The following is a 12224-nucleotide window of genomic DNA, read 5'->3' as shown; positions in this document are numbered from 1 at the left end:
TCATGCCTCCTTCGCGTAGTAATGCATGAAGATTTCCTCCAGATCCGGCTCCTCCACCCACAGGTTCAGCAAGTCCAGCTCCGCGATCCTCCGCATCACGATATTAATATCGCCCTGGTACAGGAAGCTGGCTTCCCCGTTCTTGGAGTTCCATTCCGTCACGCCTTCTATAGCGAACATGCCCTCAGGCAGTTCATTCTTCGCTTGCAGCTTGAACTTTTTGTAGGTGCGGTCCTTCAGGTCGCTCATCTTCTCCAATGCTATGAGCCGCCCCTCTTTAATGATTGCGACACGGTCGCACAGGCGCTGCACCTCGCTCAAGATATGGGACGAGAACAGAATGGCAGCTCCCTTCCGGTTCTCCTCCTCCAGCAAGCTGAAAAATCTTTGCTGCATAAGCGGGTCCAGCCCGCTTGTCGGTTCGTCTAGAATAATCAGCTTCGGCTCATGGAGCAGCCCTTGCACGATACCGACCTTCTTCTTGTTGCCCAGCGACAGATCGTCAATCCGCTTGCTCATATCCAACTCCAGCACCTCTGCCAGCTCAATCATGCGCTTGCGGCAATCCTTCTTATAGAAGCTCGCTGAATATTGAAGCAGGTCCTTCACCCGCATATTGTCGTAATAAAAAACCTCCGAGGGCAAATACCCGATGTGGCGCTTAATTTCCGGCCCATGCTGTACACAGTCCTTGCCAAAAATTTTGGCGCTGCCGCTTGTCGGATAGATAAGGCCCAGCATCGTGCGAATGGTCGTCGATTTGCCCGCCCCATTGGGTCCGATAAAGCCAAAGATCTCCCCTTCTTCCACTTGAAACGTCAAATCGTGAATTCCGCGCGCTCCTCCGTATGACTTGGTCAGATGATTCAACTCGATGATCGGCATTCCCGATTCCTCCCGTGTTCATCCTGTTATCGCCCGATACGATTATTTGTAAAAGGTTGTTTTGAACATCTCCATGTACTGGCCGAATTCTTGGATAATGGCATCCAGATCAAGCGCTTCACCCGATAACTTGCTGCGCTCCTTGTATTGCTCGCCTAGTCCCTCGACCGTCCATAAAATAACGTTGATCGCCCGCTCCGGGCTGATCCCGTCCTTGAACTTCGTCGTGTCGATGCCGGAAAATATCTGTCCGTAATCGCTGGCCGCCATGCTCTGAATCCGCTCCAGAATCTCTCCTCTGACCTCTTCGGCTGCCTCCAAATACACGCTTTTCATGTAATCCATCATGCTTGGATACTTGCCGAATACCGCCAGATTCAGCATTGCCACCTGCTGCATGCGAACGAACAAATCCGTCTCCAGCAAATCCACCGTTTCCCTAAGCTCAGAGTTCACTACCTCAAGCGTATGGTCGTACAGGAAAAAATATAGGTCTCTCTTGCTTTTAAAATAATGAAAGACCAGCCCCTTCGAGATGCCTGCTTCCTTGGCAATCTCATTGGTCGATGCGGCTGTGTAGCCTTTCGATGCGAACTCCTTCAGCGCTGCGTTGATCACGCGCTCGCGCTTCTCTTCCTCTATGCTTAAAAACTTGCTAAACAATGGTATGCCTCCTATTCGCGAATAGAACGCTGTCCCCTTGCGCTGCCGGCAAGCAGGGAGAACAGCAAACAATAACATTGACCACTCCGGTCAATATCATTATATTGTTCGTTGACCACAGCGGTCAATAGCTATTTCATTTTAATTTCTCGATGGAATTATTAATGCGGTAATTGCCGAAACGAAGCATTTCCTCCAAAAAAGCGGACAACCCGGCAGGATCGCCGTATCTCACCTTCATCCAATAGCAGCCTTCTCCTGTCACGCGGTGCAGCTCCGTTACAGCAGGCTCGCTCACCGCCCAATCGCGGAATGCGCTGTGATGATTGGAGGGCAAAAACACCGTGACCATCGCCTCGAATGGCTTCTCCAGCTTGCTGTCGTCCAACTTTACTGTATAGCCGAGCAGAACGCCTAGCTCTTCTAAACGGGCAATCCGGTTTGCCACCGCTTGGCCGGTCATATGGACGCGCTCGCCGATTTCTTTCATTTGCATGCGGGCGTTGCTTTGCAGGCATGCCAATATGGCATGGTCGGTTTTGTCCAGCATATCGGTTCCATTCCTTTCATGAATCAAGCAGACGGCTCGTTATTATTGATTCAGATTATGGGCCTATTCATTCAATCGCATTATAATCGGTTCCATACCAAGTTGAGAAGGGTGATTCTAATGAATATACAATTGCTTAGACATGCTACCATGCGTATCGAGTGGAATGGGAAACATTATTTGCTCGATCCGATGCTCAGTCCCGCTGGCACATTTGATGCGACGTTCAATACAACGCCGGTGCTGCGCAACCCGCTGGTTGAGCTTCCTGTGCCGCAAGAGCAAGCGGCGTGGGCCGATGCCGTCTTGGTTACCCACCGTCATCCTGATCACTGGGATGAAGCGGCTTCGGCTTTATTATCCCGCAAACTTCCTGTCCTTTGCCAATCAGAGGATGCGGATGCTTTTGTTCAAGAGGGATTCGAGCTGGTGCAGGGACTGGCCGCCGGGGAATCCGGCCAATTGCATGACCTGCGCGTCAGCCGGACGGGCGGGCGTCATGGCTACGGTGCCATCGGCCAAATGATGGGCACGGTATCCGGCTTTGTGCTGGATGACGGGAAGCTGAAGCTGTATATTGCGGGCGATACGGTGTGGTGCGACGAGGTAAGTGATGCGCTGGATCGATATGAGCCGGACGTGACTGTGCTGTTTGCGGGAGAAGCCCGGTTTATCGGGAGCGGTGCCATCACGATGGGGCTGGGCGACATTATCCAGGTGCTGCACCGGGCGCCGCAGACGAAAGTCGTCATCGCCCACATGGAAGCATGGAACCATTGCGGCCTCACACGCGAATCGCTCCAGCGGGATCTGGCGCTGGAAGGCTTCTCCGGCCGCGTATTCATCCCGACAGACGGCGAGTTGGTGGTGCTGTAAGCCACAGGCGCGGCGCGCGATTGTATGCCGAGTTTCTCGGCTTAGAGCTCAGCCGCAGGCGCGGCGCGCGTTTGCAAGCCGAGTTTCTCGGCTTAGAGCTCAGCCGCAGGCGCGGCGCGGGCTTGCAGGCCGAGTTTCTCGGCTTACGGCTCAGCCGCAGGTACGGCGCGCACTTGCTAGCCGAGTTTCTCGGCTTAGAGCTCAGCCGTAGGCGCGGCGCGCACTTCCAGGCCGAGTTTCTCGGCTTAGAGCTCAGCCGCAGGCACGGCGCGCACTTGCTAGCCGAGTTTCTCGGCTTAGAGCTCAGCCGCAGGCACGGCGCGCACTTGCAGGCCGAGTTTTTCGGCTTAGAGCTCAGCCGTAGGCGCGGCGCGCACTTGCAGGCCGAGTTTCTCGGCTTAGAGCTCAGCCGCAGGCACGGCGCGTACTTGCTAGCCGAGTTTCTCGGCTTAGAGCTCAGCCGTAGGCGCGGCGCGCACTTGCAGGCCGAGTTTCTCGGCTTAGAGCTCAGCCGCAGGCGCGGCGCGCACTTGCTGGCCGAGTTTTTCGGCTTAGAGCTCAGCCGCAGGCGCGGCGCGCACTTGCAGGCCGAGTTTCTCGGCTTACAGCTTCCGTCCAAACGCGCGTACAACAAAAAAAGCTATCCAACCGGATAGCTTTTTTCACTCTTACACATCTCTGCGCAGTGCGCGCAGAACGTCGATGCGAGTTGCTCTTAGCGCTGGGCGGTAGCCGGACAGCATCGCCACTCCCAGTGCGATAGCGCAAGCCAGCGCTGTGAGGTATGGCGGGATGACGGAGAACAGGAAACCATCCGGCACCTTCTCCTCCATAAAGGTTTGAATCAATACCGGCAGTCCCGCGTTCACCGCGAACGATATGCCGTAGGAGACAATCGTCCCGATAACCGCGCCCATGATGCCGATCAAAGCGCTCTCCAGCAAAAAGATTTTGCGAATGACCGACGGATGCGCACCGATCGCCTTCATGATGCCGATATCCTGCGCACGCTCTGTCACCGCCATCGTCATCGTATTGAAGATGCCGATCGAGGCGATAATAACAGCAATTGTGCCAACGAAGATCAAGCCGATCTTCATAATGAGGAACATTAGATTCACTTGCTTCAGCTCATCAGCAATAGAATGGTTGAAGTAGCCCTTCTCGCGCAGCACTTCGGATATGCCTTTCACATCGTTCGCATGACCAGCGATCACTTGAACCTCAATATAGTTTCTGTCACCGCCTGGTGCCGGCAATTGCTTCAGCAATTCCTCAATTTGCTCAGGCGTGGAGCCCTCCTCCACATATGGCAGCTCGCCTCTTTGCGTACCCGTAATGCTCTCAACCTGCCCCAGCAGATCGACGCCGACGTATAGCGCCTGATCCATCTTCCACTCTTTAGTCGGCTTTGCCGATATGCCGGCAACTACAGCTTCAATCGGCTTTTTCTTCAGCACGCCGTTCTCATAATAACCGACATTCAGCACAATCGTCTTATTCAACCATTCCGAGGCGTCCTTATACTCGCTCGGCACGCCCTGATCATCGCGCTGCTGGCGGATGTTGTAGCCCAGAATCACTTCGTTATTCTTCTGCGGCATTCTGCCTGCGCTTAAGCTGAAGCCTGCGCGCTCCTCCGCTTGGAAGTCCACCTGAAAGGTACGATCGCCAGTTACCGGCTCGCCGTCAATCGTTGGCTCCATCCACTGGCCGATGAAGTTGCGGTACGTGACGGCCTTTACATTAGGGATCGCCTGCAAATCCTTAATATCCGCATCGTACAGATTCGTATCTTCTTTGAATTTGCTTGGGTCCTTGGAGTAAATATCGATGCCTGTCACCAAGCGGTCGCCCACAATATTGTCCACGATGCTTTGCTGCAGGCCGAAACCTACAGAAGCCAGCACAATTAGGAATGCGCAGCCCATCGCCGTAGCAAGCACGGTCATGAACAGCCTGGTTTTGTTTTTCTTCATATTTTGCCGGACGAACCGGAATTGATCCCCTAGCTTCATTCGCGTTCGCCCCCCTGTCTAATGTAGTCCACGCCTGCAACAGAGCGATGCTGCTCATCATGCGCAGCCACCTGCCGATAATCGCTTTGATGAACAAGCTTGCCGTCCTGCAAGCGGATAGCACGATGCGCGATCGAAGCCACCTGCTCATCATGGGTAATAATCACGAACGTAATGCCCATCTCATGATTGAGTTGTTGAATCATCGTCAGCAGCGTCTTCTCATTCTCGCTGTCGAGGCTTCCCGACGGCTCGTCCGCAAGCACGATCGGCGGCTCCAGTATAAGCGACCGCGCAACCGATACCCGCTGCTGCTGGCCGCCCGAGAGCTCGCTCGGATAGTGGCCCCCATATTCAGCTATCCCGATTTGCTCCATCAGCCTCATCACGCGCTGCTTGCGCTCCGCGCCTGTAATGCCTTTCAGCACGAGCGGCAGCTCCACGTTCTCATAAGCGGTCATGCTTCCGATCAGCTGAAAGCTCTGAAAAATAAACCCGTAATTCGCCAAGCGGAAATCCGCCCACTCCCCTTCGCTCAGCTTCGTTACATCTCTGCCGCCTATCTTAATCTCTCCTGCCGAAGGCCGGATATAACCGGACATCAGATTCAGAAGCGTTGACTTGCCCGATCCGCTCCGCCCTACAATAGCGACGATTTCACCTTTCGCCACCTTCAGATCAATATCATGCAGGACAGGCACGACACGTTCCTTGCCTTTCTTGCCAATTATAAATTGATGACTGACATTAGCCAGTTCGATCATAGGCCAACTCCACCTTTCGATAACCTTGCCGTTCACTAAACCTACTATAGCAAGCAAAGGATAAGCGAACTTAAAGAAAACCTTAAATAAAATTATAGAATCCAATAAGAATCTATAGCCTGCATCCGCCTATAGAACTACTTACATTTAAACCTTTTAGCACCTTTACTAGAAAAAAATTTCATTTTAAACTAGGCAAGACTTCCGTAGCTTGGACTACGATAACAGGTCGAGAAAGGGTTGAAGCCATGCGCGACGAACCTCTTGTCAGTGTCATCATACCTACCTACAACCGTGCAGACATTATCACTTCCTCTATACAATCCGTTATAGATCAAACCTACCGCAATTGGGAGCTTATCGTCGTCAGCGACTGCTGCAGCGATCACACCAAAGAAGTAGTAGAATCCTACAGCAAGAGCGATCCGCGCATACGGTTCATCGTCAACAATCGGACCAAGGGAGTAGGAGGCGCAAGAAACTGCGGGCTGCTAAGCGCCCAGGGCTCGTACATCTCATTCCTCGACTCGGATGACCAATGGTTTCCTTACCATTTGCAGGACAGCATCCAGATGCTTGGCGATTCCCGTTCGGATATTTGCTTCGCCTTGTGGGAAGAACATCATGGCGCTACGGTGTATCAAAGCTACAACAACGAGGTCGAACAGCGTCTCCTTGACGAGATGCGAGCTCAGTATGAAACGAAGGGCGACGCCATCATCATCGAGCATGGTCTGATGGAACGTTTTGTCCTCAATCCGCGTCATTTCTATTCCATTAACTCAATGGTTCTCAAAAAACGCCTTCTCCAGCCCTCCGACCTGTTCAACGAACAATTCAGCATAGGCGAAGACACCTCGTTTATTATCCGCTTCTTTGACCGCTGCCGTATCGCGCTCATTACGAAACCCCATTTCATCTACAATCAATCTCCGGACAGCGTCTATTTGTTTTGCGACAGAAGATTGCTTGACCCCGATACGCTATGCCTGCAGCAAGAGCTCCTGGACAAAATCGAATTTGTCGGCCTTCAAACGATTAATATGAGACTGGAAATGCAAGCTTTGGTCCGCCGCTCCCCTCATCTGGGCAACAGAAAAAGGCTGGAGCAGGAAATCAAATATATGCTGGCCCGTCAATATTATACGCTCAGCTATATTCATAAGCTGAATAAGCGGAAGGCTGTTCGTTACTGCTTCCTCTCGATGCGCTATAGCTTTAATGCGTTCAACCTGCTGCTTCTGTCCCATATCGTGTTTGGCGGCAGCAAGCGCAGCGATTTCCTTAGAAAACCTCTTAATCTGTGGTGAAGAAACGAATCAATACTAATCTGAGTACATAGGAGGCGTTTCATATGAATCCGAATCCGTTAGTCAGCGTCATTATGCCTGCTTTTAACCGCGCACGGACCCTGCCTGCCGCTATTGCTTCGGTGCAGGAGCAAAGCTACGGCAATTGGGAGCTTATTGTTGTGGATGACCGCAGCACGGATACAACGAGGAAAGTGGTGGGAGAGCTGGCAGCGAGCGACAGCCGAATTCAGTACATCTCGAATAAGCGCGCCAAAGGCGTCGGCGGCGCCCGCAACAGCGGCATGCTGCATGCCAAGGGAGATCTCATTGCATTCCTCGACTCCGATGACGTATGGCTCCCCTTTCACTTGGAGGAAACTTTGCGCATGATGCAGGATACCGATACCGATGTCGGCTTTGCCCTATGGCTGGAGCGCCAAGGAGACAGGCTGATTGATCCCTTCGAGGAAGCGCATCAGCAGGAACGCCTCAGGGCGCTGAAGCGCTCCTTTCATTCGCATAGCGAAGACATTGTGGTCATGCACAACGGGCTTTTCGAGCGGTATGTGAAAGATACCCTATGCATCTTCCACATCAATACGATGGTGTTCAAACGGGAGAAGCTCCAGCCTGGAGGCATGTTTCTGGAGGACTTTCATATCGGGGAAGACACGGCATTCATGATTAACTTCTTCGATCATTGCCGGATATCGCTGCAGATGAAGCCCCACTCCATCTATCATCTGTCGCCCGACAGCTTATACTTCTTCATCGACCGGAGGGAGATCGATCCCGATCGGCTCCACCTGGACAAGCAGGCGCTTCAGAAGCTGGAGCAAGCCGGACTTCAGGCGCTCGCGTTCAAGCAATTTTTGAGGCAAAAGATTGCGGCCTGCGATTGGCATGACCGAAAACGGCTGCTGCTGCTATCTAGCTACACCTTAGCCCGGCAATATTACACGCTAAGCTATATCCACCGCTTCGAGAAACGGAAGGCGCTCCGCTACTGCCTGCAATCCATGAAGCATAATGTCAATTTGTTCAATCTGCTGCTGATGTGCTATATCCTTTTTTCCGTGAAAAAAAGCAATAACTTCTTGAGGAGACCCATAGATTTGTGGTGATGCCGCCATTCTGTAGGGGAAGTGCGTTACAAAGCCGCCTTCAACAATAAGAAAAAGCCGGGCACAGAGGCGCAGCGCCTCTGACTCGGCCGTTCAATCTTATTCATTCGCCGCGCGCATCTGCTTGCTTCGAAGCTGTCCGCATGCCGCATCAATGTCCGCTCCATGCTCCAGCCTGACGCTTACACTGATGCTTTGCTTTTTCAGCACATCGTAGAACGCTCGGATGGACTCCTGCTCGCTGCGCTGGTATTGGCTATGCTCATCGACCGGATTGTACGGAATCAGGTTGACGTTCACCAGCTTGCTCCGGCCGCGCATGAGCTCTGCCAGCTCCAGCGCTTGCTCTACTCCGTCATTCACGTCCTTCAGCAAAATATACTCCATCGTCATCCGGCGATTCGTCTTCTCCAGATAGTAATCGATCGAGTCCATTAGCTTCTCGATTGGAATCGCTTTGTTGATCTTCATAATGCGCGTACGAAGCTCGTTGTTCGGCGCATGCAGCGATACCGCCAGATTGACGCCCAGATCGCTGTCCGCGAATTCTCTGATCTTGCCGGCAAGACCGCTTGTCGACACCGTAATATGGCGCGCGCCAATCGCCAGCCCCTTATGATCCTTCACGACTCGGATAAAATCGCCCATGTGCTGGAAGTTATCGAATGGTTCTCCGATTCCCATCACCACAATGTGGCTGACGCGCTCGCCAAGGCCCGCCGCGTCCAGATGCAGCTGCACCCGCATCAGCTGCTCCACAATCTCGCCGCTCGACAGATCGCGGCTCTTGGCGATCAATCCGCTGGCGCAGAAGCTGCAGCCGATATTGCAGCCGACTTGCGTCGTGACGCATACCGACAAGCCGAACTTGTGCCGCATCAGCACGGTCTCGATCAGGTTGCCGTCATACAGCTTGAACAGGAACTTGACCGTGCCGTCCTTGGACTCCTGCTTCACATGCTCGGTCATTGTGCTCATCGCGTAATGCTCCTTCAGCAGCGCAATGCAATCCGCATGAACGTCTATCATGTCGTCGAAGGATACCACCCGCTTCCGGTACAGCCAGTCCCAGACCTGCTGCGCACGGAACCTCCGGTGGCCCCTCTCCTCCAGCCAAGCTGTCAATTGCTCTAATGTTAATCCATAGATGGATGTCGTAGTCATGATTGTTCCTCTTTCCAAAACCGCTATATTCCATGCCGCCCCAGCCTGAACAGCCGGACCCGCAGCTTGCTCCTATTGTCCCAAAAATAAAGGGCGAATACAAGACTTACTGCGCCGCCCCTACCCGCTCGACGCGCCTCTTCATATCGGAGAAGCTGATAGCCCCAAGCATTCTCTCCTGAACGACGCCATCCGCATCAATAATGAAGGTCGCCGGGAACGCATTGACCCGGTAACTGTCGGCAGCCTCCCCCTTCGCATCCAGCACCAGAGGGAAGTCATAACCGTATTCCTTCATATATCGTTCCACACCGGCCACGCTGGACTCCTGGCTTGTCACGTTCACCGACAGCAGCTTCACCGCTTCACCCTCGGCGGCGTAATGCTCATACAGCTTCTGAACATGCGGCATCTCCGTCTTGCATACCTTGCACCAAGTCGTCCAGAAGTTGACGATGACGATGCTTCCTTCGTTCCGGGCCAGGGAAATCGCCTCGCCCTCTAAGCTCGCAAGCTCAATAGGAGGAGCGGTCAACCCTGCCCGGGGGCCGACTGTACCATCCGCTTCGCCGCTATCCATGAGCTTAGCTATAACCCCTGTCTGAACCTGTTCCTGAAGCGTGAAGCCAAGCAAGCCAATGACGCCCAGAACCACAATTCCCTGAGTCAGCATACGTCTGATCCACTGGCTGTCGTCAGCCCGCTTCTGCTGCCATTGCTGCCAGCGGTCCAGCCGGCGAAGCAGCACAATAACAACTATAGAGAGCAGCAGTCCGATACTATGTCCGTAATGGAAAGAATTCCGGTCCAAGAAGAGTACAGCAATTCCGTATACCAGCATCCAGCCCGATGCAAGCAGCGCTATCCTCGCGGCGGCCCCGCCCATACCATGTCTTCTAAATTTATAGCCGCACCATACAAGCGCGGCAGCTGCAGCCAGCCAAAATCCGATTCGTCCGCCGCTGAAGAATAGAAGCGACATCGGGTGCTGGATAACGCTCATAGGATCGACGAGCAGCAGGCTGCCTTTCCACACCGCGATCCACAGCACAATCGCGCTCCATGCAGCCGAAACATCCGTCTCCCGCTCGGCCTTATCCATGCCCCTGCTCCCCATCCGAAGCGCCAGAACACCGACGATTCCGGCAGCCAAATAGACGAGCAGTTCCGCGTTCAGCACGAGCGAGCCCAGTTGTATATTCGTCATCGGTCTCCGCCCTTCGTCACGATATGATCAGCCTTCATCATAGCATGATAAGCGCAGCCAAGCGAACGGCCTCTTCATCAAGCGGCGTGGCGCAGCGAGCTTGGCTGTTCCGTGAAGCCCTCCGCCAAGCGAATCAGCCCCTCCTTCCCGACCTTCCGCGACTCCGATCCTACCCGGTAAATATATTGTTTGTCCCCTTGCCCTGATGCGGCAACAGACCAGCTTACTTCCTGGTAGTAGCGGCTGGCGGAGAACGGAACGTCCTCTCCGCTTGTATAGGATGCCAGGTTTCCTCCAAGATTCAGCTCCTCCACTTGCGTTGAACCCGGAACGACCCACCTCTGATCCGTCCTTCTCTCCTCCAGCGCTTCGACCGTAACCAGCAGCGTATCTCCCTCTTCGTTGACATAAGCCAATGTGTACAGAATTGAGGCCGGCGGCTCAAGCTCCTTCATGCGCTTCCAAGCCACGCGTTTGCCGCTCGCGGCAATCTCGTCTTTTAGCTCCTGCATAATATTAAAGCCTTCGAGCCCTGCATTGGCGCTTAACGGCTCCCCCCGGAATGCATCGTTAAATACATATTGTTCCGGAAGCGCCTGCGGCACGGCTGCATGAAGACCTTCCTTCCTCATCCGGTTCACGACCTGCGCATAGCTCTCATGGAGCCATAGCGGCTCCTTAATGCCGAAGAGCGGATAATTACGATATAGAGGATGAGAAGATTCAGCCAGCGCTGCAAAATAGACCATCGCGGCCTCTCCAGGCCGCAGCTCCTTCTTCACATCCTGGAGGGAAGACCATATCTCCTCCGACACAGCCTCATCCAGCACCATATCATCTCCGCCCGAGAATAGCTTCAGGCTCCATAGTCCAAGCTGATTCTGGAACAGCAGCTTCCCGCCCCCATAGGCGAAGCCGGACAGCAAGAGAATCGCTGCCAGCCAGAAGACTGTGCTCCGATGAGAGGTCTTGCCGCCGTCATGCCGCTTTCGCTTGGCGTTCGAGGCCATTTCCCTGAATGCCGCCATCACTTCGTCACTCGGCTCTGCCGGCGCCGTCAACGCTCGCGACTTGCGCCGATAGGCCATCCGCAGCTTTTCTTCAATGAACATACATCGACACTCCTCTCTCGTTCGCCAGCGTCCCCATGCGCGAGCGCAGTTTCTTCAGCGCGGCATGATGCCTGGACTTCACTGTCCCAAGCGGCAGGTCCAGGACCTCCGCGATCATCTCCAGCGAATAGTCCTGATAATATCTAAGTACAATAACCTCCTGCAGCTTATGGGAAAGGTCCTTCACGTACGGCAGTATTTCATCCTTATGATCAATGGCCTCCAGTTCAGGGTCGACGGCTCCCTGCCCCCCTTGTCCGACTGTCTTCGCTTTCTCCAATAACCTGAAGCTGCGCCATATCTTCCTCTTCTGGGTTCTGACCTGACGAATGATAAGCCCATTAAACCAAGGAAGGAACGGCCTGCCGGTGTCATACTGCGGCAGAGACCGGAATAAGGCGATATACACCTCGCTCATGACGTCTTCCGCTTCCTTCTCGCTTCCAACCAAGTAATAGATCATGCTATAGGTATGCGCGCGCGTTGCCTCGAAGAGCGATTGAAACGCCGCTTCATCCCCTTCGCACATCCGAACCACCCACGCCCGAAGTAGTCGATCTTCCATAGGC

General features: G+C 53.8%; 12 protein-coding genes and 1 pseudogene. 4 read left to right on the top strand and 9 right to left on the bottom strand.

Features of this window, described 5'->3' with window-relative positions; genetic code table 11:
- The 3 genes from D3P09_RS23390 to D3P09_RS23380 all read right to left on the bottom strand — a co-directional run bounded on the left by D3P09_RS23390 (nucleotide 1) and on the right by D3P09_RS23380 (nucleotide 2125).
- A complete protein-coding gene (locus tag D3P09_RS23390; RefSeq protein WP_120113854.1) occupies nucleotides 1-885 on the bottom strand; it encodes an ABC transporter ATP-binding protein in 885 nt (294 codons plus the stop codon).
- Nucleotides 886-927: 42 nt separating this feature from the next.
- Nucleotides 928-1548: a TetR/AcrR family transcriptional regulator gene (locus tag D3P09_RS23385; RefSeq protein WP_165867561.1), complete on the bottom strand. Its 621-nt coding sequence runs from the start codon at nucleotides 1546-1548 to the stop codon at nucleotides 928-930.
- A gap of 136 nt (nucleotides 1549-1684) precedes the next feature.
- On the bottom strand, nucleotides 1685-2125 hold the full coding sequence (locus D3P09_RS23380; RefSeq protein WP_243644423.1) for an Lrp/AsnC family transcriptional regulator: 441 nt from the start codon (nucleotides 2123-2125) through the stop codon (nucleotides 1685-1687).
- Between the two features lie 93 nt (nucleotides 2126-2218).
- Here D3P09_RS23380 and D3P09_RS23375 point away from each other — a divergent pair, with 93 nt between their 5' ends.
- Together D3P09_RS23375 and D3P09_RS23370 are read left to right on the top strand one after the other, a co-directional pair.
- Nucleotides 2219-2974 carry an MBL fold metallo-hydrolase gene (locus tag D3P09_RS23375; protein ID WP_120113851.1) on the top strand — a complete coding sequence of 252 codons (756 nt, stop codon included), beginning with the start codon at nucleotides 2219-2221 and terminating at the stop codon, nucleotides 2972-2974.
- A 20-nt stretch (nucleotides 2975-2994) separates the two neighbouring features.
- A complete protein-coding gene (locus D3P09_RS23370; RefSeq protein WP_120113850.1) occupies nucleotides 2995-3630 on the top strand; it encodes a hypothetical protein in 636 nt (211 codons plus the stop codon).
- Between the two features lie 12 nt (nucleotides 3631-3642).
- Here D3P09_RS23370 and D3P09_RS23365 read toward each other — a convergent pair whose 3' ends face one another.
- Complete coding sequence (locus tag D3P09_RS23365; RefSeq protein WP_120113849.1) at nucleotides 3643-4992, bottom strand: ABC transporter permease; 1350 nt, start codon at nucleotides 4990-4992, stop codon at nucleotides 3643-3645.
- Nucleotides 4993-5087: 95 nt separating this feature from the next.
- Nucleotides 5088-5756, bottom strand: a pseudogene (locus D3P09_RS23360) (ABC transporter ATP-binding protein); the annotation flags it as partial.
- 248 nt (nucleotides 5757-6004) lie between these two features.
- On the opposite strand from D3P09_RS23360, the gene D3P09_RS23355 reads away from it, so the two are divergent.
- Nucleotides 6005-7066: a glycosyltransferase family 2 protein gene (locus tag D3P09_RS23355; protein WP_120113847.1), complete on the top strand. Its 1062-nt coding sequence runs from the start codon at nucleotides 6005-6007 to the stop codon at nucleotides 7064-7066.
- Nucleotides 7067-7110: 44 nt separating this feature from the next.
- Entirely contained in the window at nucleotides 7111-8172 is a 1062-nt protein-coding gene (locus tag D3P09_RS23350) for a glycosyltransferase family 2 protein (RefSeq protein ID WP_120113846.1), read from the top strand.
- Between the two features lie 99 nt (nucleotides 8173-8271).
- Here the strand turns inward: D3P09_RS23350 and rlmN are convergent, their stop codons facing one another.
- The 4 genes from rlmN to D3P09_RS23330 all read right to left on the bottom strand — a co-directional run bounded on the left by rlmN (nucleotide 8272) and on the right by D3P09_RS23330 (nucleotide 12220).
- On the bottom strand, nucleotides 8272-9336 hold the full coding sequence (rlmN, locus tag D3P09_RS23345) for a dual-specificity RNA methyltransferase RlmN (protein WP_120113845.1): 1065 nt from the start codon (nucleotides 9334-9336) through the stop codon (nucleotides 8272-8274).
- 106 nt (nucleotides 9337-9442) lie between these two features.
- Complete coding sequence (locus tag D3P09_RS23340) at nucleotides 9443-10543, bottom strand: TlpA family protein disulfide reductase (protein ID WP_120113844.1); 1101 nt, start codon at nucleotides 10541-10543, stop codon at nucleotides 9443-9445.
- Between the two features lie 77 nt (nucleotides 10544-10620).
- Nucleotides 10621-11655, bottom strand: a complete 1035-nt coding sequence (locus D3P09_RS23335) for a hypothetical protein (RefSeq protein ID WP_120113843.1) — start codon at nucleotides 11653-11655, stop codon at nucleotides 10621-10623.
- On the bottom strand, nucleotides 11645-12220 hold the full coding sequence (locus D3P09_RS23330) for a sigma-70 family RNA polymerase sigma factor (protein WP_120113842.1): 576 nt from the start codon (nucleotides 12218-12220) through the stop codon (nucleotides 11645-11647). The genes D3P09_RS23335 and D3P09_RS23330 overlap by 11 nt, the downstream gene beginning before the upstream one ends.
- Nucleotides 12221-12224: the final 4 nt, after the last annotated feature.

This window comes from Paenibacillus pinisoli, from assembly GCF_003605435.1.
Taxonomy (GTDB): Bacteria; Bacillota; Bacilli; order Paenibacillales; family Paenibacillaceae; genus Pristimantibacillus; species Pristimantibacillus pinisoli.
The sequence above is the reverse complement of the archived record's forward strand: the minus strand, read 5'-3'. Positions and strand labels throughout refer to the sequence as shown.

Excerpts from the sequence above, each read along its gene's own strand:
- D3P09_RS23390 (WP_120113854.1), bottom strand. The coding sequence starts at position 885 with ATGCCGATCATCGAGTTGAATCATCTGACCAAGTCATACGGAGGAGCG.
- D3P09_RS23375 (WP_120113851.1), top strand. The coding sequence starts at position 2,219 with ATGAATATACAATTGCTTAGACATGCTACCATGCGTATCGAGTGGAAT.
- D3P09_RS23365 (WP_120113849.1), bottom strand. The coding sequence starts at position 4,992 with ATGAAGCTAGGGGATCAATTCCGGTTCGTCCGGCAAAATATGAAGAAA.
- D3P09_RS23355 (WP_120113847.1), top strand. The coding sequence starts at position 6,005 with ATGCGCGACGAACCTCTTGTCAGTGTCATCATACCTACCTACAACCGT.
- D3P09_RS23350 (WP_120113846.1), top strand. The coding sequence starts at position 7,111 with ATGAATCCGAATCCGTTAGTCAGCGTCATTATGCCTGCTTTTAACCGC.
- rlmN (WP_120113845.1), bottom strand. The coding sequence starts at position 9,336 with ATGACTACGACATCCATCTATGGATTAACATTAGAGCAATTGACAGCT.
- D3P09_RS23340 (WP_120113844.1), bottom strand. The coding sequence starts at position 10,543 with ATGACGAATATACAACTGGGCTCGCTCGTGCTGAACGCGGAACTGCTC.
- D3P09_RS23335 (WP_120113843.1), bottom strand. The coding sequence starts at position 11,655 with ATGTTCATTGAAGAAAAGCTGCGGATGGCCTATCGGCGCAAGTCGCGA.
- D3P09_RS23330 (WP_120113842.1), bottom strand. The coding sequence starts at position 12,220 with ATGGAAGATCGACTACTTCGGGCGTGGGTGGTTCGGATGTGCGAAGGG.